Below are 26,693 nucleotides of genomic sequence, written 5' to 3'. Positions count from 1 at the left end.
TCCTAGTGACACACTTCCCACTGTCCCTGCTGGATCTTGTCCACCGTCTGTCTGAGCACGCTTTCCAGTGGTCTGTCTTCGGTGAGTAGCTCAAAGTCGGCGCTGACCTGATCTAGGGTCTTGGCTACTGAGCTGGCCAGCGAGGCGTGACACAATTCGCCCTGGGCGATGCGCAGATGAATACCTTGGGTCATGGCTAACAGTGCGGCTGCAGCGACCTGTTCGGTAAGCTGCAACACACGCATACAATCGCGGGCGGCGATAGTGCCCATGCTCACCTTGTCCTGGTTGTGACATTCGGTGGAGCGAGAGAAGACGCTGGCAGGCATAGTGTTTTTAAGTGCCTCGGCGGTCCAGGCCGAGACGCCGATTTGCACCGCCTTGAAGCCGTGGTTGATCGCTTTACGGTTACCCTGAGCGCCCGAGAGGTTGGCGGGCAGGCCGTTATTAAATTTAGGGTCCATCACCAGTGCCATCTGACGGTCGATAAGGTCGGCGATATTGGCGATGGCGTTCTTCATCGAGTCCATCACGAAGGCGATATGGCCGCCATAGAAGTGACCGCCGTGGAGCACGTGTTCACCCTCACCATCGACGATAGGGTTGTCGTTGGCGCTATTGAGCTCGGTCTCGATAAACTGACGCATGAAGGGCAGGGCATCTTGTAGCACCCCTATGATGTGCGGCGCGCAGCGGATCGAGTATCTGTCCTGTAATCTGTCTGAGTTACGAGGATGCTCATGGTGATTAAGATCGTCACGTATCCAGGCGGCAATCTGGTTCTGGCCAGGATGAGGCTTGGCCGCAAACAGGATATCGTCGAAATGGTTCGAGTTACCCTTGAGGGTCAATGACGCCATGGCGGTGATACGACTGGCCAGGCGATTGAGATACTGGGCTCTGTCGTAGGCTAGACAGGCCAGCGCTGTCATCACGGCTGTGCCGTTCATCAAGGCGAGGCCCTCTTTGGGGCGCAGGGTCAGCGGCGTGATATTGAGCTCGCGGTAAACCTCAGCAGTGTCGCGACGCTCACCTTGGTAAAACACTTCGCGCTCACCAATCAGTACCGCAGCCAGATAGGATAGCGGCGTGAGATCGCCACTGGCGCCAACCGAGCCCTCTTCGGGGATCACCGGCGTGATGCCAAGGTTTAGAAGAGTTTCGATGCGTTGAAGCAGCTCATAACTGACCCCGGACTTACCGACTGCAAGAGAGCTGAGGCGACAGGCCATCACGGCCCTGGCTTGGGTGACACTGAGAATATTACCCAGGCCGCAGCCGTGAAAACGTGACAGATGCAGTGGCAGCTCATGGACCAGATCTAACCCAACGGTGACTGTGCAGGAGTCGCCATAGCCTGTTGTTACCCCATAGACCACGCCCTCTTCGGCCAGCAGGCTATCGATAAAGCGAGCCCCCTTTTGGATATACTCCTGATAGTCGGCGCTGTCATCGAGCTTGGCCTGAGCACCTTTGGCAATGGCAACGACCTCCTCGAGGGAGAGGTTACGTTGGCCAAACTTGACCTGGGCGCTGGATGCAGGGTTATGGGTTGTCTGTGTCATCTATTTCTCTGTCCTGTTGAGCGTTTGAGGCTTGGCCTCGCGCAGGAGTTCATCATCCTTGCGCCAAAAATCAAAAAAGTTAAACCATTGCAGCGGTGCACGGCGGGCATAGTGTTCCAGTCGCTCGGCGTAACGGTTTACCGCCTGTTGTAATCGTTCCATGCGGCCGGCGCGCGGCCCCTTGAGTGTGTCGGCAAAGTGTTCTACATGGACACGGTAGCGGCCATTTTCTCTGAGGCAGAACATCAGGTAGACAGGGCAGTCCAGCAGGCTGGCCAGAATAAACGGGCCTTGGGGGAAGGGTGCCTCTTTGCCCATGAAAGGAGCGTAGAGCACCCGGCCTTCGCTGCTGGTGGAAGTACGATCGCCAGCGATCACCACAAGTTCTCCCTGCTCTATCTTTTGCTGTAGCAACATAGAGGTGCTGGGGCCCAGTTCGGTGACCTGGATAAGGTTAAGGGCGCTATCTGGGTTGAGTTGTTTCAGCACCCGATTGAAGTTCTCCGCGTTCTGGGTCAGCACCATCACATTGACCTTCACCTTGCGCTGGTGAATTGAGATGGCGCGGCATAGCTCTAGATTCCCCAGGTGAGAGACCAGCAGCACGGCGCCCTGGCCCTGAGCCAGTGGCTTAGCCAATAGTTCGCGGTCGGGAAAATCGACCTGGCTGAGCTTGATGCGATCGCACCAGGCATCGATACGATCCAGCGCTGCGTTACCGAAGGCGAAAAAGTGTTTCAGGCTATGGCGCCAGCCTATCTCGCCCTGAAGGTCGGGATGTTTGGGTTCTAGCGTTTGTACCTGACGTAAGAACCCTTGGCTAGCACGGCGCGCCGCAGAGCCAGTGGCAAAGAAGTAGCAGATCACCGGATACATGATGGCGCGGCATAACCAATGGCCGCCCAGTTTGTAGCTCTCGGCCAGCAATTTGATCCCCCAGTAGCTGCCTCGCTCGCCGATGCGCGACCAATGTTGCACTTTCTGTGGTCGGCTGCGTTTATGGCGTAGCAGCTTAGGGGCACGTTTTAGCATGCCGAAGAAAAGCTTAGTGTGCATAACGGAGATACGCACATTGTCCTTCACCCCTTGAAAGTGGCTGGTGCCATCTTCGGGGTAGATCACTCGTGTTGGCAGGTGTTTGACCTCAACGCCTTGCCAGTAGAGTTTGACCAACACCTCGATGTCGAAATCCATCCGCTCGCCCAGTTGTTCACTGAGAAACAGTTGTTCGGTGGCGGCTAAGGGGTAAACGCGAAAGCCACACATGGAGTCTTGGATCTCCAGACTCAGGGTTTCAACCCAGACCCAGAAGTGGGTGAGGTAGCGGCCATAGAGGCGTCCCTTGGGAACGGATTCGTCATATTGAGGCAGTCCGGAGATCAGCGCCTGGGGCTGAGCCTGTGCCGTTTCGATCATCTTAGGAATATCGTCGAGGTCGTGTTGACCGTCGGCGTCCACCTGCAGCGCATGGCTAAAACCATCGGCGTAAGCCGTCCTAAGCCCTGTCATTACCGCCGCGCCTTTGCCACGATTGAACGGGTGATGTAACAATCGCACCCAGTCGTATTGCGCCGCCAGTTGGCACAAGAGATGGCGGGTTTCGTCATCGCTGCCATCGTTGACCAGGTAGCAGGTCATTCCCAGAGGTTCCAGGCGCGCGAGCGTTGCTTTGATCGCCTGGCGATGGTTGTAGTTTGGAATGACTAACGCCAGTTGCATCAGCAAGCCTCCTGGTTGCTTTGCAGCGGGGCAAGGCAAATACGGCCTGAACCGTAGCGCTGATCGTCCTGATAGTAGGCGAAGGTAAGCTTATGTTTAGCACGGTTGAGGCTGATCTTGAGACGGACTTGGCTGCCAGGCAAGATCAACTGTTGAAACTTGAGCACCTCAAGGGTCTGCACCTCGGGACGATAGCCAAATTCTGCCGCGCCCAGCTGCACTGCCCAATCCAGTTGCGTCACCCCGGGTAGCACGGCTTGCTCGGGAAAGTGGCCGTTAAAGTAGGGCAGCTCGGCGTCGATGCGCAGTTGCCACTCGACGCCATCTTCCAGCACCTGTTTGCTGATAATGGGGGGTAAACTTGACTTAATCATGATTAAACAATTCTAACAGTTCAGCGTGAATACGCTTACCCTGAGTGTTTATTGGCAAGGCATCAGGATAGCGCCAGCGCCTTGGCAGGGTGACACGTTCAAACTGACTGAGAAGATGTTGCTTGAGGGCATTATTGACCGCCAACTTACCTTGAGCTTCCAGCAGTTGTTTGCCCTCGCTTGACAGCATTATGGCTGCGCCCAGTATTACCCTGGGTTGTTCCAATACGGCTAAGGCGGCTTGCTCGACCAGTGGATGACTCTCCAGCAGGGCTTCCATCTGCACGAGTGACAGACGTTTCTCCTCTATCTTGACGATGCGATCCAGACGACCCTGCAGCACAAATTCGTTGGAGCTGAGTAGCTCTATCTTGTCGTCACATTTGAGCCAATCGTTGTCTGGTAGATAGGGGGATTTTAACCAGAGCGCACCATCTTGGGGATCTTGTTTGATCTCGTGACTGGCAAAGGCTCTCCAGTTCTGCTGGTGAGCGTGCTGGCGACGATAGGCGATACCACCGGTTTCTGTGCTGCCAAAGACCTCGATGGGCGGTTTTCCGTAACAGTGGGCAATGGCATTAGCAGCTTCCAGGCTCAAGGGGCCACCAGAGCTGAAGATAAGGCTAGGCGCGCGCATCTGTGGCTGATGGTCTAGGGCATCGGGCAGGCGTGACAACTGCGCCGGGCTGCTGATCAGGCAGAGATTAGGAAACAGGTTGGCGTAATAAGTTAAGGTTTCGGGGTATTCCACCAGATCGCTTAGGAAAGGGCGGCTGGCGGCTAGTGGCCAAAGCACCTTAAACAGCAGACCATAGATATGCTGATGAGAGACTGTTGAGATCACACTGCACTGGGGCAGGTGATTGGCAAAAGTCTGTTCTAGCACAGTGACTTCGGCATCGAGCTGATCAAGTGTCTTAGTGATCGCCTTGGGTTGACCGCTAGAGCCCGAGGTAAACAAGATCAATTCGCCAAAACCCTGACTGACTGGCCAGGGGCCAGCATGCTTCAGATCTTTACTCAGGACGATATGATCTTTGGCCTCGCACAGAGGATGGTCTGACAGCACGCCGTCAAATTCCAGAGCGAGTTCGCTCAGGGTGCCACTCTGGGTATTGGCCGGTAAGATGAGCTGTTTACCTGCTAAGAGCCCGGCGCAGAGGCCCACCGCGAAGAGGTCGCTGCTGTCACAGGCCAGCAACCAGCGTTTGGCTTGATGCTGGCTAAGGGTCTCAAAGACTGCTGCGACTTGAGCGGTAAAGGCGGCACCGTTCACTATATCGTGGTGATTGAAGCTTATTAGCTGCTGACTCGCAGGGCCGTGTTTGAGCCAATGTTTGAGTAGGGCTGTCATGACTTTTTTAACCAGAATGTTCGATATAGCCATTCTCCGCCGAGTAGCAAACCAATCAGCAGGTAGGCAATAAATCCATTATAGAGTGTCCAAGTGGCTAGGCTGGTGGCGCTAGCCGTGTACAGCGCCATGGCACCGTTAAAGATAAACAGGCCACACCACAGCATAGTGACCTTACGCAGATAGGGAATCGCTTCCTCGGGCAGGTCTGGCTCCTTGAGTCTGGCAAGGCGCTCTATCATGGTAGGGCCGTGGTTGAGCGAGTAGGCAAACAGCGCCAGCATGCTCAGGTTGATCACTACAGGATAGTAGAGTAGCCAAGCGTTCTGTTTTGCCAGGTAACTTCCGGCGGTCAGAAAAATGCCCACTATGATGGGCAACATCATGGCTCTCACCTGCTGTCTCTGTAGCGCCAGTCGCAATAACAGCAGGCTACAGAGGGCGAGCGCAATCACTCCCGGCGGCAAATAGTTTAGGCCAAAGTAGACGGCGAGGGGGTACCCCAGCAGCACCAGGCCAGTGACTAATTGCAGAAACAGACGCATTACTGCTTCACTAGCCCTTCGATAGCCGTCACGACATCGTTGACGGTGCGAACGGCTTTAAACTCGTCGGGTTGAATCTTCTTACCCGTGAGTTGTTGCAGTTTAATGACCAGATCAACCGCGTCTATGCTGTCCAGATCAAGATCTTGGTACAGTGACGCCTCTGGCGCGATATCGTCGGCATCGATTTCAAACTCATCGACCAGGATCTGAGTCAGCATCTGTAGAATTTGTTCACGATTTTGCATGCTGCCTCCTAACCGCGTTGAGATTCGATAAAGCTTGCCAGACTGGCAACGCTATAGAAGTGAGCCTTGGTGGCTTCTGAGTTGGCTTCGATTTTGACATCGAACTGTTTCTTAATTGCCAAGCCCAGCTCAAGCGCATCGATAGAATCTAGCCCTAAACCGTCACCAAAGAGGGGTGCATCGGTTTCAATATCGTCGATGCTGACATCTTCTAGATCGAGGCAATCTATGATGAGTTGTTTAATTTCGTTTTGTAAGCTCATAATTAATATCAAGTTGTTGTTTATAATATTCTTCGAGATCCCGCGTCAATTGCCGCGCCATTTTGGCATCACCGCCAGCTTGAGCATGATACCTGATATGTTCAATAGTTTCGCCTACTTCGACATTCATGCCTATGGTTTGGCGAGGTATCTGATACCAGGATTCCTGCTTAGTCAGTCCAACGGCATTGGTCCTTAATACAACTGGGATCAGATCTGTGTTAGTGCGTAGTGCAATATTGGCGGCACCACGGGCAAAATCGTTAATTATCTCTCCTTTGCGGGTGCGGGTACCTTCGGGAAAGATAATCATATTAGTGCCTTGGGCCAGTACCTGACTACAGTCATTGAGCAGCAGATCGGCGCCGCGGTTGGGGATATACCCGGCACAAGAAACCACGCCCCGCATAAACGGATTGCGCCACAGCCCCTGTTTGACGATACAGCCAACATTGGGCATTAAGCTTATTAGCACCACCACATCCACTAGGGTGGGATGATTGGCAATGATCACCTTGCCCTTGGCCTGTTGCAATCGATGAAGATCTTGGGTGGTTACCCGAATCACGCCCGCCCAGGTGAGCATATGTACGAAGCCACGAAACATCAGGTGTACAGTCCGTTGCACTCGGGCGACGCGTGCCGCTTGCGTGCCCGGCCATAATCTCAGTACCGGCAGTATAGTGAGCGAACTGAGTAAGCCGCCTAGGCCAAAGGCGATATAGCAGCTTACACCGCCTAGCCAACGGGGGATATAGGCGATGCCGGTCAGGCGTTTGGCAACGACCTGGCTAGTCATGGTTTATCCGGTAAAGGTATTGGTTAAGACGGCCTTCGAGTGGCTGTAAGCTGGCAATGGTATGTAGTAGTTGGCCAAAGCCGATCTCCGGGACCGCAGCCAATTCGGTCGCAGAGGGGGTCGTATCCAGCGTCAGCGTCAGACCTTTTTGCTCTGGCGCGGCCAGCGAGAGTTGTAAGGCGAGGGCGATGGGGAGCTCAGGCTCTTGGGTAAACTCTTTATAGATGTCTGATACCGGCTCATCGCCAAAGACCAATAAAAGTGGACTGTTATCTTCGGCCAGTTGGCCGTATGCCTCAATTATCGCCTGGGACAAGGTATTTTCACTGGCGGCGATCGATGTCGATGGTGAGCGGTTATCGGTCAGAATGCTGAAGATACCGCTGGCGGTATTGTGCACCGACTGACTAAATCCTATGGGTGAGATAGGTTGCTGACGCACTATGTCATGCAGCAGATCCACAGTGCGATTAAGTTCACCATGGCGCGAGGCAAATATGGTGCGGCACTGGGACGGCGCCTCGCACTGAAAGGCAACCTCTAACAGCATCTTGGTGAGCTTGCTAAAGCGGCGCCTTTGCATGGCGGGCACTTGCTTGAGAGCCGGTACAGTCTGCGCTGACGTTTCTGTCTCGTTGGCAATAGAGGGCCACTGCTGCCAGTCGTCCAGTTGCTGGTAATGGGGAGACCAGGCACCCGCTGAGTGTATATGAAAGTGTAACCGCACTACTTTGCCTCTAAATACAGCATCTTGCTGATGTTTTCCATAACCAGAAACTAAGCCACAAGGTAAATTTGTGGGGCGGCTATTGTACACCTATTCACGGTTTACATAAATATGTGATTGTTGAGAGATAATGGCGTGGGATCGCGGCGTGGCTGCAGGGAAAATGTCGCCCGATCAGGATCGGGCGACAGGTCTGTTATGACTGTTTTAACTGCTTCTTGAGCTTACGCAGGGCGGCTTTGACCTTCTTGCTGTTCTCTGGGCCCATGCGAATCATCAACTTCTGTGCATTGGGCAGGCCTTCAAGCGCAGGGTCGACAAACTTGTAGTTAACGCTGACGCTGTCTAGCTCTATGGGCGCCTCGATAACGGGGGCTGAGAGCATGACATCGATCGCCTCTATCATGCGATCATCGAAATTCATGTCTGGATAACCTAACTCTTCAAATGCCTCGCCCAGTAGCGGTTTTACCTTGTTGTAGGTGGCGAAGAGCTGCTGTTCATCCAGATTGTCCACGAAGTTCGCGTAGAGATCGTATCTATGATAGCTATCAGGATTGAGATAGGTCTTATTGGTGACCTCGGAGACGGTAAACTTGCTGTTGGGCGCCTTGAGCGGGCTGACCTTACGCGCCAATTCGCCTTGGGCCAGATTATCAACAAACACCACGAAGTGTCTGACGATATCTTTTTCAACCAAGATGGGCTCAATCTTCATGCCATTGGCGACTTCGACCGTCTTATCAACAATATACTCATCGCTCTGTGCCAATGTTGGCAACGGAACTTCTGTTTCGCTTGGGGACTCAGGGATGGGGTCTTCCACCTCTGGTTCGATAATGTCAGGCTCAGGCAAGGCGGCGTCTGTCACTAAGGGCTGCTCCGGTTCTGGCTCGGGCAGGGTTATGGGCGCCGGTATCTCTGGCTCAGGCTGAGGTTCGTCACTGCCGAGGAAGTAATAGGCGCCGCCGGCGAGCATGAGCACAATGATCACCACTGCAATACTGAGCGCATTAATTCCATTGCGCGATGTCTGTGGGGCAATTCTATCTTCTTGACTGACTTGCATGAGATTTCCTTGAATTGTGGCTGGATTGGCCCTGTGACCACAGAGGCCTTACTCCATTCTGCAAAATTCACCGGGCTTGTCTAGGGGTGGCCAGTGAAATAAAAAATATTTAATTGCTGGCAGGCCCTAGTCAAGCCTGCACGTATTGCTGGCGCTCCCCTAACCAGCGCAGCACTATGGCGTCAACATTTTCCGGTACCTGCTGCATCACATGTAGGGCTAATTTCTGAATGTGGGGAATGAGGGCCTGATCCCTGACCAGATCGGCGATCTTCATTTCGGCAATTCCCGTCTGCTTGGTGCCCAGGACTTCACCCGGACCACGAATTTCCAGATCTTTCTGGGCGATCACAAAGCCATCGTTGCTGTCTCTGAGTACGCCGAGGCGTTGGGTGGCAGTATGCGATAAGGGCGCCTTATAGAGCAACACGCAGTGGCTGGCCACGGCGCCACGTCCGACACGTCCCCGTAGCTGATGCAGCTGTGCCAGTCCCAGACGTTCAGGATTCTCGATGATCATTAGGCTGGCATTGGGCACATCTACCCCAACTTCAATCACAGTCGTGGCGACCAGCAGCTGAATGGCGCCCGCCTTAAAGGCGTCCATGACAGCCTGTTTCTCAGCGGGTTTCATGCGGCCATGCACTAGACCAATGGCAAGTTCCGGCAATATTTGCTTTAGTTCTTCGGCGGTATCTTCTGCCGCCTGACATTCGAGTACCTCAGATTCTTCGATCAGGGTGCAGACCCAATAGGCCTGACGCCCGCCCTCTAGTGCGGCCTGGCGCACGCGATCGATCACCTCACTGCGGCGGTTGTCTGAGATGGCGACCGTGGTGACTGGTGTCCGCCCAGGTGGTAGCTCGTCGATGATAGAGGTGTCCAGATCCGCATAGGCCGTCATCGCCAGAGTGCGCGGTATAGGGGTGGCGGTCATGATCAACTGATGGGGATGGAAGCCTTGGCTAATTCCTTTCTCTCTCAGCCCTAGACGTTGATGTACCCCGAATCTGTGCTGTTCGTCGATGATGATCAGTGCCAGGCGGTTGAACTCGACCTGTTGCTGAAAGATGGCATGGGTACCGATGACGATATGGGCCTCGCCGCTCTTGATCTGTTCCAGCGACTGAGTGCGCGCCTTGCCCTTGAGTTTGCCGGCCAGCCAACCAACCGTTAACCCTAGAGGCTCAAACCAGGCAGCAAAGTTATTGGCATGCTGCTCGGCGAGCAGTTCGGTTGGTGCCATCATGGCCACCTGATAGCCGCTCTCAATGGCTTGCAGCGCTGCAAGAGCCGCCACCAGTGTCTTGCCCGAGCCCACATCGCCTTGCACTAAGCGCATCATGGGATGGTGCTGGGCGAGATCGGCTGTGATCTCTGTGACGACTCGCTGCTGAGCACCCGTGGGTTTGAAGGGCAGCGAGGCCAAAAAAGGATTGAGCAGCTGCCCGGTAGGATGCATCGCCTGGGCCGAATCTTGATTGCTACGCTGCCTGAGCTGCAACATGCTGAGGTTGTGGGCCAGCAGCTCCTCTTGAATAAGGCGCTGCTGCGCCGGATGGGTACCTTGCTCCAACGCAAAGGGACTGACATCGCTCGGGGGTCTGTGCAGCAGCTGCAGCGCATCGACTAACGAAAGCTGATTGGGTTGTAACTGGGGTGGCAGCAACTCCTTGAGCGCGCCATGGGCCAACAGGGCAAGCGCCTGGTCGGTTAATTTGATCCAGCTGGCTTGTTTAAGTCCTTCGGTGGTCGGATAGATAGGGGTTAAGGTTTCACTCAGACTCGGTTCGCTGCCGTCATGGAGTAGCTTGTATTCCGGATGGATGATCTCTCGATGAAGTTTGCCTCGGCGCACTTCACCATATGCGCGAATGCGCGCACCCTCTTCGAGGCCGTTGCGCATGGCGGCCGAAAAATTAAAGAAGCGTAGCGTTAGGGTACCCGAGTCATCCCGCACCGTGCAGGTGAGCATACGCTTGCGGCCTTGGACTATCTGGGTCGATTGGATCACGGCTTCTATGGTGCCGTAGCTACCGGGATAGAGGGCGGCGATAGGATAGATCTGGGTACGGTCTTCATAACGTAGCGGTAGATGAAACAGCAGATCCTGAACCGTTTTGATGCCGAGCTTCTCCAGCCGCTGCGCCATCTTAGCAGCAACGCCTGTTAACTCTGTCACCGCCATGAGATCGAGTCTATCCACGCTTTATACCCATTTGATTTAACGTTCTATTTAAACAGTATCTGAGTCGATCACTGTAAATATATACATATACTATCAGAGTTCTGTATGAACGCAATCTTGCGCCAAGCTTGCGGGGGTAAAAGCATGCTGGCCTAAATGCAAGTGGCCTTACAGCCAGCCTTTTTCCAGGCACAGGTGTCACCGATAAGGGGTGACAAATGTCATCTCTTATCGGTGAGTCGCAATGCAGTCTTATACGGATTGAGCGGAGAGGATCAGGTAGCTCAAGTAGATAAGATAGCAGAGCAGCAGCAATGCCCCTTCGCGCCGACCGATGCGCAGGCCGCTCCAGGCCAGGGGCAGAAGCAGCAGTGCCAGTGTTACCATCACCAGCAGATCCATCGCAGGTACGCTAGCGTTTATGGGCTGGATGAGCGCAGTGATGCCTAAGATGCCAAGCAGGTTAAACAGATTTGAGCCGACCAGGTTGCCGATGGCGATATCACTCTCACCACGTCTGGCTGCCACAACTGAGGTGATAAGTTCTGGCATGCTGGTGCCTATGGCCACTATGGTGAGACCGATAAGCAGTTCACTCATTCCCAGCTGTGTAGCCAGCGCAACGGCGCCGTCGACAAATAGCGCGCCGCCACCGACCAGCATGCCGATCCCTAGGGCGACTAAGAGCATTGACAGTAAGGGTGGAAGGGGACGGCTTGTTTCTTCGACCTTGGTTGCCTGCTGTCTATCAAACAGATAACTCATGGCCAGAAAGGCGACAAGCATAGAAGCCAGGAGGGCACCATCGAGACGACTCAGTCCACCATCGCTTAGCAGTCCACAAAATAGCAGAGTCGAAAACAGCATCAGGGGAATATCCCGCTTCACCATCTGCGACTGTACCCCTACCGGACGCACCAATGCCGTGAGCCCGAGGATGAGACCGATATTGGCGATATTCGATCCCACCACATTGCCCAGGGCGATATCTGCATTGCCAGCGATGGCCGATTTAAGGCTGACGGCCAATTCTGGGGTACTGGTACCAAAGGCGACTATGGTCAGGCCTATGACTAGCGGTGTGACACCGAGTCTGAGCGCGAGGGCACTGGCACCACGAACTAAAGATTCGGCGCCGAGAATGAGGATGAGCAAACCAGCAATAAGGGCTAGCGGGGTAAACATGATTAACTCTCAAATATGGGGGGAGGCAAGCATAGTGATTGTTGAAATTTAGGCAACAAGAATTTAGGGGGACGTTATTAAATTTTGTTTATCTCACCTTAAACAGGGTAATAAAAAACACGCCTGATGGCGTGTTTTTATGTCAGACGAGTGTTGGTTTGCGATTACAGCTCATCTTCCCAGCGCACAATAGCGCCGCGCTGTCCATCGACCTTGGCGCTGTATCTCTGCTCCAGCACATGGCGTTTGATCTTCAAGGTAGGTGTTAGCACGTCGTTGTCTACATCCCAAGCCTCGGTGACCACTATGATAGCATCGACGGTTTCGTGGGACTCCAGATGAGGGTTAACACTGTCTAAGGTCGCCTTGAGTGAGGCTCGCACCTCCTCTTTCGGCTGCAGTGAGGCCCCTTCGGAGAGCTGAACCAGCGCCACCGGATGAGGCAGGCCAGAGCCTATGATGCAGATCAGCTCCACGTGGGGGTCTTGCGCCAGCTTACGCTCGATAGGCACAGGCGCAACATACTTGCCTTTGGCTGTCTTGAAGTTGTCTTTGACGCGGCCCGTGATAGTGACGCAGCCGTCGGCGTCGATTGAGCACAGATCGCCAGTATGGAAATAACCCTCTTGGTCGAAGCTGGCCTGAGTGACCTCCGGTTGTTTGTAGTAACCAGTCATCAAGCCTGGACTCTTAACCAGTAACTCTCCACTTTCGCTTTGCTTGACGCTACAACCCTCGACCGCACGTCCGACTGTGCCAATCTTGCTGGCGTCGAAGGGGTGGTTGATGATGGAGTAGGCGCTGTTTTCTGTCATGCCCCAGGCTTCACAGATATTTAGGCCAATCTTGTGGTACCAGGCGATCAGCGAAGGAGGGATAGGTGCCGAACCTGAGCCTAACAGGTGGCAATGCTCCAGCCCTAGCCCTTGACGGATCTTCTTCTTCACCAGCGAGCTGATAAAGGGGATCTTGAGTAGTAGATTGAGTTTGGTGTAGCCAATCTTGTCGATAATATTTTTCTGGAACAGGCTCCACAGACGCGGCACTGAGAAGAAGACGGTTGGCTTGGCTCGTTGCACGTCGGCGACAAAGCTGTCGAGACTCTCGACAAAAGCAACGCTGCTGCCTGAATAGAAGGAAGAGCCTTCGATGGCAACGCGTTCGGTAATGTGGGCCAGCGGCAGATAGGAGAGCAGTCTATCGTTGCCATCAGTTTTGAGGTCACGCACCACGGCGCGGCAGGTCCAATCATAACTGGCGAAGGTCTGAATCGCCCCTTTAGGTTTACCAGTCGAGCCCGAGGTGTAGATGATGGTCATGATCTGCTCGGGCGTTGGTGCCTCGACATCAGTCAAGGGCTGGCCCATCTTCAGCAGAGTGTCCCATTGGTATTGAGCTGGCATAGTATCGTATGGCATGGCGAGACGCAGTATGTCGCCGCCGACACCGGCTTCCTGATCGGCCCAGTAATCCAGCTTACCGATAAAGATCGCCTTAGATTCGCTGTGCTCCAGCACGTAACGTATGGTATCGGCATTGGCGGTGGGATAGATGGGCACGCTGATGTAGCCACCAAGCATTAAGGCGAGATCGGTAATAAACCATTCGGCGCAGTTTTTCGATAAAACCGCGACCTTGTCGCCTGGCTCTAAGCCTAGGTGACGCAGTGCGCCGGCGATCTGCTGCATCTTCTGCTGTACTTCACGCCAGCTGAAATTGACATATTGGCCGTTTATGGGTTGTTTCAGGTAGGTGTTATCGCCATATTGCTCAACCCAGTGGTGCAACATGTCGACCGGTGATTTGAATAGTGAGTCCATCTTGCCATTCCATATTTATTCTTAGTGTTAAAGGAGACGCAACTTGGTTCGCTTGGCTTATGCCACTGCGATACTCAACAACCCCCATTATTGAGCGGGCACTGATGTCTGCAATGAGAGCGCCTGGCCACTTTTTATGCGCGTCTTTGAGTATGGCGAAGAATGTGATCTATGACAATTGTTTTGCCGGAATAAAAGGCCAATTGTCATAGTCTTAGAGAGTATGGGGTGGTAGGCGTGCTGGTGTTAGCCTTCTAGCTCGGCCTCGGGATCCGGTGCGCGCATTCGCTGCCACCAGGTTTCGTCGGCGATGATCTGTCCCTTCTCGTCGATGGCGGGATAGGGGATCTTCTTGCGTCGACAGGCCTTGGCGTAGATGGGATGTCCCTGTTCGAACAGCATGGTCTGGCAGTAGGCGTCGTCTAAGGTGCGCTTGCCATACATGCCTGCCTGGGCGCGCTGGCGCTGGGCTTCATACATGATCAAGGCTGAGGCCACCGACACATTGAGCGATTGCACCATGCCGATCATCGGGATGATGATCTGCTGGTCGGCAATGGCCAAGCCTTCGTCGCTGACGCCGTCGCGCTCATTGCCCATGATCACTACAGTCGGCTTGGTATAGTCTATTTCGCGAAAATCCACAGCGGTTTCTGAGAAGTTGGTGGCCAGGATCTGCATGCCTGCCGCCTTGAACTGTGCCGCAGCCTCATCCATATGATAATGCTTGATGGTCTTGACCCACTGCTGGCTGCCCGAGGCGGTGTTGCCTGAAACGCGCATCTCGATATCGGGCCAAACGGCGTGAATTTGATGTATGCCCACGGCGTCGGCGGTGCGGATCACCGCGGCGATATTGTTAGTCTTGTGTACCTTGTCCAAACACAGGGTGAGGTCGGTCTGGCGGTTGTCTAGCATCTGGTTGATGCGGGCGAAGCGTTCTGGACTCATGATGTTTCGTTTGTAATGTTTATCAAGAACAAAGGGCGCCGCAGCGCCCTCTGGTGTCAACTTAGAGCTTACAGCTCCATCACGCCATCCATCTCAACCAGCGAGTCTTTCGGCAGCTGCTTGACGCCAATGGCGGCGCGGGCAGGATAAGGCTGCTCGAAGTAGCGACCCATGATCTCGTTCACTGTGGCGAAGTTAGCCAAGTCTGTCATGAAGATGTTTAGCTTAACGATATCTTTCAGGCTACCACCGGCGGCTTCACACACGGCAGTCAGGTTGTCGAATACCTGTACGACCTGGGCTTCAAACTCATCGCTGACCATCTGCATGGTTTCAGGATTTAGCGGGATCTGGCCAGACAGATAGACTGTGTTGCCAACCTTAACAGCTTGAGAATAGGTGCCGATCGCCTGTGGGGCCTTGTCGGTTGCAATGATGATCTTCTCTGCCATAACGCTCTCTCTACTTAGGTTAATAATGGTGGAACTAACGATTACGTGATGTGCGCAGTACTTCCGGTAGTACCCTGATACGGCGCATCACGTTGGCTAAGTGGACTCGGTCGGTGACCGAGATCCGTAAGTTAATCAAGAATACCCGGCCGTCGCGCTCTTCGGTGCTCAGGTTGTGGATATTTGAACCTTCGGCGGCCACGATAGAGGTGATCTTCGCCAGTGCACCCTGGTGGTTGACGATCTCGATCCGCAGGTTGGCCTGGAACTCAACGCCCTCGGCGTTATCCCAGTGTACCGGGATATACTTATCCGGCTCGCCCTGATAGCCGCGGATGTTGGCGCAGCTCTCCATATGCACTACCAGCCCTTTACCTGGGCTTACGTGGGCAATCACCGCATCGCCGGGAATAGGGCGACAACAGTTGGCGAAGGAGACCAGCATGCCTTCGGCGCCGCGGATCGGCATCATGTTAGATTCTTTATGCTCGTGTTGCTCAACGCGATCGCCTTTAAGACGTTGGGCGATCACTATGCTCATGGCGTTACCCAGACCGATATCGGCCAGCAGGGCGTCGAGGGTAGCGTGCTTGGTCTCGCTGACCACCTTATCGATCTGCTCCTGGGGAATATCCTTGAGCTTGATGTCGCCTAGGGCATGGTTGAGCAGACGCTTGCCGAGCAGGACGGCATCATCTTCTTTGAGGCTCTTAAGCAGCTGTCTGATTTTCGAACGTGCCTTCCCCGTCACCACAAAGTTAAGCCAGGCGGCATTAGGTCGTGCGCCCTTGGCGGTGATGATCTCTATGGTCTGGCCGGAAATAAGTGGCTGACTCAGAGGGTAGGCCTGGCGGTTAACCCGCGCGCCGACACAGGTGTTACCCACATCGGTATGGACTTCATAGGCAAAATCCACCGCAGTGGCGCCCACAGGTAGCTCGAGAATGCGTCCCTCTGGGGTGAAGACATAGATCTCTTCGGGGAACAGTTCTGTCTTGAAGTTTTCGACAAATTCGAAGGAGGTGCTGGCGCTTTGTTGTAGCTCCAGCAGGCTCTGCATCCATTTACGGGCGCGAACCTGAGTCGTGGTGCCTTGCTGGGCCGAACCAGCGCCCTTGTAGAGCCAGTGTGCCGCCACCCCTTTGTCGGCCATCTGATCCATATCCTCGGTACGTATCTGAATCTCTACGGGCACGCCGTGGGGACCAAACAGTGAGGTATGCAATGACTGATAGCCGTTGGCTTTAGGGATGGCGATATAATCTTTAAAGCGGCCTGGGCGTGGTTTATAGAGCCCATGCATGGCGCCCATGACGCGATAGCAGGTGTCGATAGAGTCGACGATCACCCTAAACGCATAGATATCCATCACCTCTTGGAACTGCAGTTCCTTATTACGCATCTTGTTGTAGATGGAATAGAGGTTCTTCTCGCGGCCCTTGACTGTGCCCTGAAGGCCAGTGTCGTCAAGACGTGTCTTGATGGCGCCTTCGATATTCTGGATCAGTTCTTTACGGTTGCCCCGGGCTGATTTGACCACCTCTTTAAGTACGCGATAGCGCATGGGGTAGTAAGCCTGGAAGCCTAAGTCTTCCAGCTCTGTCTTGATATTATGAATACCCAGACGATTGGCGATAGGGGCGTAAATTTCCAGGGTTTCCCGGGCGATGCGGCGACGCTTGTCGGGGCGCAGGGCGCCAAGGGTGCGCATGTTATGGGTGCGGTCGGCCAGTTTGATGAGAATAACCCGAATATCTTGGGTCATGGCCATCATCATCTTGCGGAAGTTTTCCGCCTGGGCTTCTTTCTTGTCTCTGAACTTCAGCTTGTCCAGCTTAGAAACGCCTTCGACCAGCTCGCCCACTGATTCACCAAACAGCTCGGAAAGCTCTTCTTTGGTGACTGGGGTATCTTCTATGGTGTCATGCAGCAGGGCAGCCATCAGCGTCTCATGGTCGAGACGCATATCGGCCAGGATGCGGGCAACCGCAACCGGATGGGTAATGTAAGGTTCGCCACTCGTGCGCATCTGCCCCTCATGAGCATCTCGCGCTACCTGATAGGCCTGCTTGAGTAATTCAACCTGCGTCGCTTCTAAGTAGCTGGACGCAGACTCCCTGAGACCTTCAAACAGATACAAGTGGCATCACTCCTTAGATAGCGTTGCGGCCTTCAGCGATGGCAGCAACGGCAGCAATTTCGGCTGCTTCACGTTCGCGGACAGTTTGGCGCTCATCGGCATCCAATGTGTCGGCGGTGACCAGGCCAAGTTCGATTTCGCGCAGGGCGATAACCGTTGGCTTGTCGTTCTCTTCTTCAACCATAGGGTCTTTGCCCTGCACAGCGATTTGGCGAGCACGACGCGCTGCAACCAGGATCATATCAAAACGGTTGCCGATTTGGTTTACGGCGTCTTCTACAGTTACGCGAGCCATGTATTGAAACTCCAGTGTTTATGGGTGAAAAAATGACGCAAAATTGTACACTATGGCAGCTAGTCTGCCAACAGATCATTAAGCATATCATTTAGAGCATGAATTTGACTAGCACGAGTGAGGCGTTGGCTGCGAATAATTGCCTTTAAGTCCACTTGTGCCTGCTCGAAATCATCGTTGACTATGATGAAGTCGTATTCGTTGTAGTGAGAGATCTCCGACGTCGCCTGGGCCATACGTCCGGCGATCACCTCAGCGCTGTCCTGACCGCGACCGGTAAGGCGACGCTCAAGCTCCGCTTTTGATGGCGGCAGGATAAATACGCCGACAGCTTCTGGCATCATCTGTTTGACCTGCTGCGCGCCCTGCCAGTCGATATCGAGAAACACGTCTATGCCTTTATCCAGCATGACTTCGATTGCCTCTTTCGAGGTGCCATAATAGTTACCAAATACCTCGGCCCATTCAAAGAAGGCCTGTTTATCGATAAGCGCCTTGAACTCGTCGACTGTGACAAAATGGTAATGCTCGCCGTCGACTTCGCCCACTCTGGGTTGGCGTGTCGTGTGTGACACAGAGACCTTCATATCGGCTGGGTTATCGCGCAAAATGGCGCTAAGAAGTGAAGATTTGCCGGCGCCACTGGGCGCTGAAATGATAAAGAGGTTTCCGCGAGCGGTCATGTATTTGCTATCCAAAGGCTGTATCGTTTTAGGTAGCCGGATATTATACAGCCTAGAGGTAAATTTAGGCTAGGGTCTGTTGACCTTTCTTGTTTTTTTCTGCCTTGATGGGGATCCGTTTGAACGGGGATTCCTTTGACAGACATTAGGCTGGCGGGGAAAATTAACCAAAATTAAGCGTCATCCAAGGCAAGATCCTTTAGACTCTCTGCTGAGATAGCCGTGAAGTGGAATTTTTTATGTTGTTAAACACCTTTTTTTGTCGTCAGGGCGCAGATACCAGCTTACGTTTTCTTGTCATCACCTGTGGCTCGCTCTGTCTTATTTATCTTTTCTCACTGCTGTTTGCCGGCCATGGCATTTTGGTGTTGTTTGCGCTCCCTCTGGTGGCATTGAATATCCTTAGTGCCTCCCGTCGCCTGCCTAAGGCACTGAGTTTACAGGCATTGATTATGCTCCCTGGGCCACTGCTGTTCAGTGTGAGTCTAGTATTGGCTGAGCAGACTTGGCTAACTTGGGTGGCGCTCATTTTGAGTTTGTTGGCGGCCGGCTATATCGTTTCTCGGCCTCAACCTAAGGCACTATCTGCTTTTGATAGCCTAGGTTACAGCGGTCCTAAGCAGCATAGTGAGACGCGTCGACCCCGGGTCGAGCCCACGCTGGCGGGCTCGACGCCACTTGAGAGTATCGCGTTGGATGCGGTGGACGAGATATCCCCCAGCGATGACCATTATCAGAGTGACGATAAGCTGTCACGTGGTCTCGATAGCGTTAGGCCAATCTTGAATGATCTGCTTGCCAAATTAAAACCTCATCCGCGAGCAGCCTTGTTGGGGTTTGGCTGCCTTTCACTGCTGCTCGGCAGTCTGTTCTGGTTGGGCGGTGATAACACCACTGAGCAAGTCATCAGCGAGGCTGAAACTGAGGCCGCAGTTGACCAAGCACCAAGGACGGCCATTAAGCAGGTTTCGATGCCAGACGGCTTTAAGGTGCAGTTAGAAGGCAAGGTGCTGATGCTTAGCTGGTTGGGTGAGCGAGGTGAGCCGGGTATTATTTGGTCGCTCGCCAGCGCCGAGGGCGATAGTAGTTGCCAAAATTTGACCTTCAACAATGGCGCGAGTTATCGGCCGATGGAGGTTCATTTGCTAGCTGATTCCTCGACCCAGGCCCGTTTTTCACCTTTAGATGTTCCCGCCATCATTAACGATATCGCCATGCGCGGTAGTCTGACCCTATGTGGTTATGAGTTTAGCCTCAAGGGCAGTCAGGCGGCGCTGGCTAAAGAGGCGGCATTTAGGCCTTACCTGTGATCTAATACCATGACACGGGCGGTTATAGCGCCGCCTGTGTTATCTCTTCTTAAGGCGAGCTATTCGTCTGGTGTGGTTTGATGTCGATGAAGTTAACAGATGTTGCGTCCAGCGGGGATGATAACCATCCATCACTGACCCTAGTGATCATGGCGGCGGGGCTGGGGAGCCGTTTTGGCGGCGATAAGCAGTTGGCGGCGCTTGGTCCCAAAGGTGAAACCATGTTGCAGCTGTCGATAGCCAGTGCTATCAAGGCGGGGTTTTCGTCTGCGGTGATCGTTACCAGAGCATCACTGATTGCTCCCTTGCAGGTGCTGCTGGCGGATCTGCCCAGTTATTTTACGGTGCAGTATTGTGTGCAGCAGCTCACCGATCTGCCTTCGGTTTGCCGCGAGATAGTGGCAGAGTGCAAGCATCGCACTAAGCCTTGGGGCACGGCTCATGCGCTCTGGAGTGCTCGCAAGTTTGTCTCAGGTCCCATGGCGGTGATTAATGCCGACGATTACTATGGCGACCGAGCCTTTAGCCTGTTGGCGCAAGGATTTAAGCAAAGACCAAGTCAGTGGCAGATGGTGGCTTATCCCCTTAAAGAGACATTATCTGACCATGGCGGCGTGAATCGCGGCATCTGCGTTACCCAGGATAATCTGCTGATTTCTGTCGAAGAGTGGCTGAATATTGCCTGGCAAGGTGATAATCTGGTGGGCTCGCATCAGGGACAGCAAGCCAATTTGGCTCCCGATGCTTTGGCCTCTATGACCTGTTGGGGTTTTACCCCTGAGATCTTTGAGATCCTAGTCCAGGCCTTGAGTGCCTTTATAGTGCAACTGGGGCAGAGGCCAGATAGCGAGTGTTATCTCCCCGCCGTGGTGCAAGCTGCCTTGAGCGCTAAGGCGAATGCTAAACAGGTATTCGTGAGCCAAACCTCGGATACCTGGTTAGGGGTGACCTATCCGCAAGATATTGATTGGGTAAAACAAAAATTAATGGAGTTACTGGGTGATTGATTTTATTAGGCAGCAGGTGCTGCCGCACTTTGGCGTAACCGATTCGGCTAAAGTGAGCCCGCTTGGCAATGGTCATATCAATGATACTTTTTTAGTGCGCTGGCCCGAGGGGGAGTTTGTCCTGCAGCGCATCAATACGGACGTTTTTACTCAACCCTTAGCGCTTGTGCGTAATGCACAAAGAGTCGCGCAGCATCTGCAATCTAAACATGACAATGGCGAGTATCGCCTCAATGTGGTGACTCCAGTGGGTAACTTACAAGATGAGTTGGCGCTGGATTTAGGTGAGCAGGGCTTTTGGCGTGCCATCTCATATCTACCTTATAGTCATAGCCTTGAGGTGGTCGAAGATGCCTCGCAGGCAGAATCTGCCGCCAAGGCATTTGGTCACTTCTCTCGCGCCTTAAGCGATCTCGATGCCAGCCAGCTTGAGGATGTGATCCCTCAATTTCATCATCTGCCGGGGCGTATCGCCCAGCTGCAACAGGCGGTGGCTAAAGACAGTCTAGGGCGCCTTAACGAGTGCCAGACGTGGGTCGACTTTGCCCTGTCACAGGATGAGCTGCTGAGCGAGCTTAGCGAACTCGAGGCGCAGCTGCCGCCGCGAGTCTGCCATAACGACACTAAGATCAATAACATGCTGTTTGATAAGCGCGACATGAGCAGTATGGCAATTATCGATCTCGACACCTGTATGCAGGGTCATCTGATGTACGACTTTGGCGACATGGTACGTACTTTTACGTCGCCAGAGGCAGAAGATTCCACCAACTTGCCCAAGGTCGAAGTGCGCGAGCCTATCTTTGCCGCCATCTGCCGGGGCTATTTAAGTGAGCTGGGTGAGGTGCTGAGTGACAAGGAGCGCCAAAGCCTTTGGTTGGGTGCCAGAGTGATCTGTCTGATGATAGGCGTGCGTTTCTTAACCGATCACCTCAATGGCGATGTTTATTTTCATATTCATCATGATAATCATAATCTTGAGCGGGCAGCTAATCAGTTTACCTTGTATCAAAGCTTATTGGCGCAACAAGCGACGCTCAGGGCTTATCTAGCCTAGAGTCGATAAAAAGGGGCTTTTGGCCCCTTTTTTGTGGCCGCTTGTTGGTAACTTTTGCTTAAGATCAACTTAAGGCGATCTCATTGATAACTTTGCTATCAAAGCGTTAAGTTAGCTCGTACACTGCACACAGTTTTCCGACTATAGGTGAGATAGATGCCACCCATTATCTGTAATACTGCATTAGAAGCCGTTGCCCTGATCCAGAGCGGCGAGACCCTCTGGACTCACTCCATGGGCGCCACCCCCAAGTTGTTACTCGATGCTTTGGCCGAGCACGCTCTCACTAGGCAAGACCTTACCTTGTTGCAGCTGCATACCGAGTGCGCCGAATCTCTCAGTGACCCGCGCTTAAAAGGCCACTTGCGTCATCGCTGTTTCTTCGGCGGCCTGCCAACCCGTTTGTTGTTGCAGCAGGGCGATGCCGATTATGTGCCGATCTTTCTCTCCGAGGTGCCAAAACTCTTTCGCTCGGGTGAGCAGCCGATAGATACGGCGATCGTTCAGGTATCGCCGCCCGATAAGCATGGTATCTGTTCCTTAGGGATCTCGGTGGAGGCTACGCTCGCCGCCTGTCAGGTAGCGGGTAAGATCATCGCCCATATCAACCCCTGTATGCCGCGCACTCATGGGGATGGTTTCATTCATTACGATAAATTTGCCGCCGTATTTGAGCAGAGCATGCCGCTACCACAACATCCGCTTGCCGCCAGCGATGAGACCAGCCTCGCCATTGGCATGCATGTCGCCAGTTTAGTGCGTGACGGTGATTGTCTGCAGATGGGCATAGGGGCGATTCCCGATGCCGTATTGTCTTGTTTAACGGATCATAAAGATCTTGGGGTGCATACCGAGCTGTTTTCCGATGGCGTATTGAATCTGGTTGAGCTGGGCGTGATTAATAACAGCCGCAAGAAGGTGCATCCGGGTAAGCTGGTCACTGGGTTTGCTCTGGGCAGTCAGCGCCTGTATGACTATGTGGACGATAATCCCTCGGTGATCTTCATGGATATCGAGCAGGTCAACGACACCTCGATCATTCGTAAGAACCCTAATGTGATGGCCATTAACTCAGCGCTACAGGTGGATATCTCGGGGCAGATCTGCGCCGATTCCCTCGGTACCCGTATCTATTCCGGGGTTGGCGGTCAGATGGACTTTATTCGCGGCGCAGGCCTTTCCGAAGGTGGCCGCTCGGTGATCGCACTGCCCAGCACGGCGGCGGGGGGCAAGGTGTCGCGGATCACCACTGTACTTTCTCCTGGGGCTGGCGTGGTCACCACTCGCGCCCATGTGCATTACATAGTCACCGAATATGGCGCGGCTAATTTGCGGGGAAAATCCCTGCGTGAACGGGCCAGAGCGCTGATCGACATTGCCCATCCCGATTTCAGGGAGCAGCTTTGTCAGGAGACCTTCGATATGTGGGGATTAAGCGTTTAGCCTAGTTTCCTATAACGAAAAAAGCCTCTAGTCGATACACCAACTAGGGGCTTTACTTTGCTTATATTGTGCACGCCAAGCCTCAGGTCGAAGGCTGTTTTGGTTTACTCATCATCATCATGTTGGACGCGATGGCAAACAGGCAATAGCCGGTGAAGAACCAGAAGCCGATCTCTAATTGGGCATGCATAATGAACAATTCGCCCATCTGATCCTTGGCGTTGCCGGCAAGGTAGCTGACAATGATGGCGACTACAAAGACATCGGCCATGCTCCATTTACCTATGGCATCGATAAGGCGTGTGAGCCTTGCGGCAGCGTTACCCTCAGCAAAAACCAGAATGGCCTGCGCCAGCAGCTTCAGGGTAGGAATGATCACCGAGAAGGTGGCTATCAAGATGCCGACCAGCAGGTTACCGCTCTGCATCAGATCTTCTATCGTCCCCAAAATACTGCGCTGCTTGCGATAAATTTCCACCTGACCCTCAAGCTCATTAAAACCGAGGAAGGCTGATACCGAGCCAAGTAGGCCACGCACTTCGCTGTCTTCTGTCATCAGCTCTATGCTGGTCTTGGCAAACTTGGATTTGTCGGCCTGGCCATCAAGGCTAAGCATCGGCAGGCTGAGCCCGGGGATAAGTAGGCCCAGCGCGATAAGAATCACTAGTAGTTGTGGCCATTTACTCCGTTGTGGCATGAATTCTCCATTTTTGCTGTTTAGCCTATGGTCGGCATGAGACTTGGTTATACATTGATTGGAATGAACACTTGCTGAATATAGTCATTCGCCCGAGAGATACTTTCTATCATGCCCGGAGTTGCCTTGGAAGCCTTGGTGCCTAAAGGCATTTGCGTGAGTTCGTTAGGAGACTTATTCAATTTAAGCATCTGGCTTCTGGGAACTGTTCCGTTCTATATGGTCACTAAGCGTTTAGATTGCTGATGTAGAAACGAAAAAAGCCTCAGAGATGAGGCTTTTTACTAAGGGTGAGGAGTTTATTCCACGTTCTGGATCTGTTCGCGCATCTGCTCGATAAGTACTTTTAGCTCTACCGCTGCGGCGGTGACTTCCGCACTGATAGACTTAGAAGCCAGAGTGTTAGATTCGCGGTTGAATTCCTGCATCATGAAGTCGAGGCGTCGGCCTTGGGCGCCGCCTTTCTTGAGGATGCGGCGGGTTTCGGCAACGTGGGCGTCGAGTCTGTCCATCTCTTCGGCGACATCCATCTTCTGGGCAAGCAATACCATCTCTTGTTCCATACGGGCGGGATCGAGTTCGCCTTGAATTTCGCTTAAGCGGTTGCTGATCTTGTCACGCTGCCATTGCATGACCATTGGCATGTGCTCACGGACGATGGCGACTTGCTCTATGATGGCATCTAAGCGTGTTTCTAACATGGTCTTAATGGCATCGCCTTCGCGGCCTCGGGCTTCGATAAACTGATCGATGGCGCTGTCGAATGCGCTTAATAGTTCCTTGCCAATGGCATCCATATCCTGTTCGCTGCCAGACATAACGCCCGGCCAGCGTAGTACGTCAACCAGATTGATCTCACCCTGACCGGCTTCTTGTTTGACCCAGTTGGCCGCCTGAATGATCTGACTGGCCAAAGCTTGGTTAAGCTGTAGGTCGCTATTTTTGTCTTCACCGAGATCGTAGCGCAGATTGACCTCAATCTTGCCGCGATTTAAACGTTTGCGTAGACGGTCTCTGAGCACGGGTTCTAGGCTACGAAGCTGTTCAGGCAGGCGCAGGTAGGTTTCGAGATAACGCTGATTGACTGAGCGGATCTCCCAAGAGGCGGTGCCCCATTGTGCTTTGTGCTCGATACGAGCATAGGCTGTCATGCTTTGGATCATGGGTAATTCCAATAGGTTAAATCGATTGAGTGACCTTGGATTATAGTCCGATGAGGTGCAGGGTTAAAGCAAACTCTCCTCGCTTTACGCTTTCGGTCATGATTAACATGGCATCCGTCGGCGCAAGCCCCTATAATATGCAGCCAAATCTGCTTATCTAATTTCAAACAGGAAATGCCAATGCGCCCAAGTGACAGAACCCCAGCTCAATCTCGTCCGGTAACCATTACGCGACAGTTCACAGCCCATGCAGAAGGTTCTGTATTAATTGAATTTGGTGAAACTAAGGTACTGTGTACCGCTAGTTTTACCGAAGGGGTGCCACGTTTTCTGAAAGGCCAGGGTCAAGGTTGGGTAACCGCTGAGTATGGCATGTTGCCGCGTTCGACCCATAGCCGTATGGATCGTGAGGCTGCCCGTGGTAAGCAGTCTGGTCGTACTCAAGAAATCCAACGTCTTATCGGCCGTGCCCTGCGCGCCGCCGTAGATATGAAGGCGCTCGGTGAAAACACTATCGTCATCGACTGTGACGTGATTCAGGCCGATGGTGGCACGCGTACGGCAGCGATTACCGGTGCCTGTGTGGCCTTGGTTGATGCGCTTAACTGGGCGCGTGGTAAGGGATTGATCAAGACCAACCCACTTAAGTTCCTGATCGCTGCCGTGAGCGTAGGCATCTACAAGGGTGAGCCTATCTGTGATTTGGAATATATCGAAGACAGCGCCGCCGAGACCGATATGAACGTGGTGATGACAGAAACCGGTAAGATCATTGAGATCCAGGGCACCGCAGAAGGCGAACCATTTAGCCATGAAGAGTTACTGAGCCTGCTGGATCTGGCCAAGCACGGTATTCGTGAGATCGTCGATGTGCAGAAGGCGGCATTGAGTTAATCATTATTTTGTTGAACAGGACCCTACGGGGTCCTTTTTTTAAATCGAATTGAGCGTACCCCTACATTTTAAAAAAGGAGAGATTGTGAAAGCCTATCAACGTGAGTTTATTGAGTTTGCCCTAGAGCGTCAGGTATTACGTTTTGGCGAATTTACGTTAAAGTCAGGCCGCACTAGCCCTTACTTCTTTAATGCCGGTCTGTTTAATACCGGGCGTGATTTGGCGCGTTTGGGACGCTTTTATGCGGCGGCGCTGGTAGATTCGGGCATCGAGTATGACCTGCTGTTTGGCCCAGCCTACAAGGGAATCCCGATCGCGACTACCACAGCCGTGGCTCTGTGCGATCACCATGATATCGATATGCCTTACTGTTTTAACCGTAAGGAGAAGAAGGACCACGGCGAAGGTGGCAGTCTTGTGGGTAGCGAGCTGAAGGGCCGTGTGATGTTGGTGGATGATGTGATTACCGCAGGTACCGCGATTCGTGAATCGATGGAGATCATCGAAGCCCATAATGCTGAGCTAGCGGGCGTGTTGATTGCGCTGGATCGTCAGGAGAAAGGCAAGGGCGAGCTGTCGGCGATTCAAGAGGTCGAGCGTGACTTTGGTTGCAGTATCGTTTCTATCATCAAGCTGGAAGACCTGATCAACTATCTGTCGGAAAAACCTGGCATGGAAGCACAGTTAGCATCAGTTAGTGCTTATCGTGACCAATACGGTATTTAATCGGTATCAAATGTTGTG

26 protein-coding genes are annotated in these 26,693 nt (G+C 53.3%); 6 read left to right on the top strand and 20 right to left on the bottom strand.

What is annotated here, in order from left to right; all coding sequences use genetic code 11:
- Positions 1-2 precede the first annotated feature (2 nt).
- From CFF01_RS17290 to gmk, 18 genes are all read right to left on the bottom strand, one after another.
- Positions 3-1,565 (bottom strand): HAL/PAL/TAL family ammonia-lyase, encoded by a 1,563-nt coding sequence (locus CFF01_RS17290; RefSeq protein WP_088905601.1) that lies wholly within the window; start codon positions 1,563-1,565, stop codon positions 3-5.
- Complete coding sequence (locus CFF01_RS17285) at positions 1,566-3,284, bottom strand: glycosyltransferase family 2 protein (protein ID WP_088905600.1); 1,719 nt, start codon at positions 3,282-3,284, stop codon at positions 1,566-1,568.
- Positions 3,284-3,658: a 3-hydroxyacyl-ACP dehydratase FabZ family protein gene (locus CFF01_RS17280; RefSeq protein ID WP_088905599.1), complete on the bottom strand. Its 375-nt coding sequence runs from the start codon at positions 3,656-3,658 to the stop codon at positions 3,284-3,286. The genes CFF01_RS17285 and CFF01_RS17280 overlap by 1 nt, the downstream gene beginning before the upstream one ends.
- Positions 3,651-5,012, bottom strand: a complete 1,362-nt coding sequence (locus tag CFF01_RS17275; protein WP_088905598.1) for an AMP-binding protein — start codon at positions 5,010-5,012, stop codon at positions 3,651-3,653. Before CFF01_RS17275 ends, CFF01_RS17280 begins: the two co-directional genes overlap by 8 nt.
- Positions 5,009-5,557, bottom strand: coding sequence for a COG4648 family protein (locus CFF01_RS17270; protein ID WP_033539323.1), 549 nt, complete (start codon positions 5,555-5,557; stop codon positions 5,009-5,011). The genes CFF01_RS17275 and CFF01_RS17270 overlap by 4 nt, the downstream gene beginning before the upstream one ends.
- Complete coding sequence (locus CFF01_RS17265; protein ID WP_033539324.1) at positions 5,557-5,805, bottom strand: acyl carrier protein; 249 nt, start codon at positions 5,803-5,805, stop codon at positions 5,557-5,559. The genes CFF01_RS17270 and CFF01_RS17265 overlap by 1 nt, the downstream gene beginning before the upstream one ends.
- An 8-nt stretch (positions 5,806-5,813) precedes the next feature.
- Positions 5,814-6,068: a phosphopantetheine-binding protein gene (locus CFF01_RS17260; protein ID WP_033539325.1), complete on the bottom strand. Its 255-nt coding sequence runs from the start codon at positions 6,066-6,068 to the stop codon at positions 5,814-5,816.
- Complete coding sequence (locus tag CFF01_RS17255; protein ID WP_088905597.1) at positions 6,046-6,867, bottom strand: lysophospholipid acyltransferase family protein; 822 nt, start codon at positions 6,865-6,867, stop codon at positions 6,046-6,048. Before CFF01_RS17255 ends, CFF01_RS17260 begins: the two co-directional genes overlap by 23 nt.
- Positions 6,860-7,594 carry a beta-ketoacyl synthase chain length factor gene (locus CFF01_RS17250; RefSeq protein ID WP_088905596.1) on the bottom strand — a complete coding sequence of 245 codons (735 nt, stop codon included), beginning with the start codon at positions 7,592-7,594 and terminating at the stop codon, positions 6,860-6,862. The genes CFF01_RS17255 and CFF01_RS17250 overlap by 8 nt, the downstream gene beginning before the upstream one ends.
- 196 nt (positions 7,595-7,790) lie before the next feature.
- Positions 7,791-8,663, bottom strand: a complete 873-nt coding sequence (locus tag CFF01_RS17245) for a DUF3014 domain-containing protein (protein ID WP_088905595.1) — start codon at positions 8,661-8,663, stop codon at positions 7,791-7,793.
- 130 nt (positions 8,664-8,793) lie between these two features.
- Entirely contained in the window at positions 8,794-10,869 is a 2,076-nt protein-coding gene (gene recG, locus CFF01_RS17240; RefSeq protein ID WP_088905594.1) for an ATP-dependent DNA helicase RecG, read from the bottom strand.
- 234 nt (positions 10,870-11,103) lie between these two features.
- Positions 11,104-12,036, bottom strand: coding sequence for a calcium/sodium antiporter (locus CFF01_RS17235; protein WP_088905593.1), 933 nt, complete (start codon positions 12,034-12,036; stop codon positions 11,104-11,106).
- A 164-nt stretch (positions 12,037-12,200) separates the two neighbouring features.
- Positions 12,201-13,856: an AMP-binding protein gene (locus CFF01_RS17230; protein ID WP_088905592.1), complete on the bottom strand. Its 1,656-nt coding sequence runs from the start codon at positions 13,854-13,856 to the stop codon at positions 12,201-12,203.
- 246 nt (positions 13,857-14,102) lie between these two features.
- Entirely contained in the window at positions 14,103-14,807 is a 705-nt protein-coding gene (trmH, locus tag CFF01_RS17225) for a tRNA (guanosine(18)-2'-O)-methyltransferase TrmH (RefSeq protein ID WP_088905987.1), read from the bottom strand.
- A 68-nt stretch (positions 14,808-14,875) separates the two neighbouring features.
- On the bottom strand, positions 14,876-15,259 hold the full coding sequence (locus tag CFF01_RS17220; RefSeq protein ID WP_033539332.1) for a RidA family protein: 384 nt from the start codon (positions 15,257-15,259) through the stop codon (positions 14,876-14,878).
- A gap of 34 nt (positions 15,260-15,293) precedes the next feature.
- Entirely contained in the window at positions 15,294-17,399 is a 2,106-nt protein-coding gene (spoT, locus tag CFF01_RS17215) for a bifunctional GTP diphosphokinase/guanosine-3',5'-bis pyrophosphate 3'-pyrophosphohydrolase (protein WP_033539333.1), read from the bottom strand.
- A gap of 13 nt (positions 17,400-17,412) precedes the next feature.
- Positions 17,413-17,694 (bottom strand): DNA-directed RNA polymerase subunit omega, encoded by a 282-nt coding sequence (rpoZ, locus tag CFF01_RS17210; protein ID WP_012275521.1) that lies wholly within the window; start codon positions 17,692-17,694, stop codon positions 17,413-17,415.
- 59 nt (positions 17,695-17,753) lie between these two features.
- Positions 17,754-18,377 carry a guanylate kinase gene (gmk, locus tag CFF01_RS17205; protein ID WP_088905591.1) on the bottom strand — a complete coding sequence of 208 codons (624 nt, stop codon included), beginning with the start codon at positions 18,375-18,377 and terminating at the stop codon, positions 17,754-17,756.
- A 239-nt stretch (positions 18,378-18,616) separates the two neighbouring features.
- Between gmk and CFF01_RS17200 the strand changes: the two genes are divergently transcribed.
- The 4 genes from CFF01_RS17200 (at position 18,617) to CFF01_RS17185 (ending at position 23,194) form a co-directional block, all read left to right on the top strand.
- Entirely contained in the window at positions 18,617-19,687 is a 1,071-nt protein-coding gene (locus CFF01_RS17200) for a hypothetical protein (RefSeq protein ID WP_088905590.1), read from the top strand.
- A gap of 80 nt (positions 19,688-19,767) precedes the next feature.
- Positions 19,768-20,694 (top strand): NTP transferase domain-containing protein, encoded by a 927-nt coding sequence (locus CFF01_RS17195; RefSeq protein ID WP_088905589.1) that lies wholly within the window; start codon positions 19,768-19,770, stop codon positions 20,692-20,694.
- Complete coding sequence (locus CFF01_RS17190) at positions 20,687-21,751, top strand: phosphotransferase enzyme family protein (protein WP_088905588.1); 1,065 nt, start codon at positions 20,687-20,689, stop codon at positions 21,749-21,751. Before CFF01_RS17195 ends, CFF01_RS17190 begins: the two co-directional genes overlap by 8 nt.
- 156 nt (positions 21,752-21,907) lie before the next feature.
- On the top strand, positions 21,908-23,194 hold the full coding sequence (locus tag CFF01_RS17185) for an acetyl-CoA hydrolase/transferase family protein (protein ID WP_088905587.1): 1,287 nt from the start codon (positions 21,908-21,910) through the stop codon (positions 23,192-23,194).
- Positions 23,195-23,276: 82 nt separating this feature from the next.
- Here the strand turns inward: CFF01_RS17185 and CFF01_RS17180 are convergent, their stop codons facing one another.
- Both CFF01_RS17180 and CFF01_RS17175 read right to left on the bottom strand, forming a co-directional pair.
- Positions 23,277-23,891 carry a paraquat-inducible protein A gene (locus CFF01_RS17180; protein ID WP_088905586.1) on the bottom strand — a complete coding sequence of 205 codons (615 nt, stop codon included), beginning with the start codon at positions 23,889-23,891 and terminating at the stop codon, positions 23,277-23,279.
- Between the two features lie 299 nt (positions 23,892-24,190).
- The gene (locus CFF01_RS17175; protein WP_088905585.1) at positions 24,191-25,054 is read right to left on the bottom strand and encodes a YicC/YloC family endoribonuclease; all 864 of its coding nucleotides are present in this window, start codon (positions 25,052-25,054) and stop codon (positions 24,191-24,193) included.
- Between the two features lie 180 nt (positions 25,055-25,234).
- On the opposite strand from CFF01_RS17175, the gene rph reads away from it, so the two are divergent.
- A complete protein-coding gene (gene rph, locus CFF01_RS17170; protein ID WP_033539356.1) occupies positions 25,235-25,948 on the top strand; it encodes a ribonuclease PH in 714 nt (237 codons plus the stop codon).
- Positions 25,949-26,033: 85 nt separating this feature from the next.
- On the top strand, positions 26,034-26,675 hold the full coding sequence (pyrE, locus tag CFF01_RS17165) for an orotate phosphoribosyltransferase (RefSeq protein ID WP_033539357.1): 642 nt from the start codon (positions 26,034-26,036) through the stop codon (positions 26,673-26,675).
- The last annotated feature ends 18 nt before the right edge of the window (positions 26,676-26,693 follow it).

It is taken from the genome of Shewanella marisflavi, from assembly GCF_002215585.1.
Taxonomy (GTDB): domain Bacteria; phylum Pseudomonadota; class Gammaproteobacteria; order Enterobacterales; family Shewanellaceae; genus Shewanella; species Shewanella marisflavi.
Note: the sequence above shows the minus strand (reverse complement) of the source record. Positions and strands in the feature narration are given on the sequence as shown.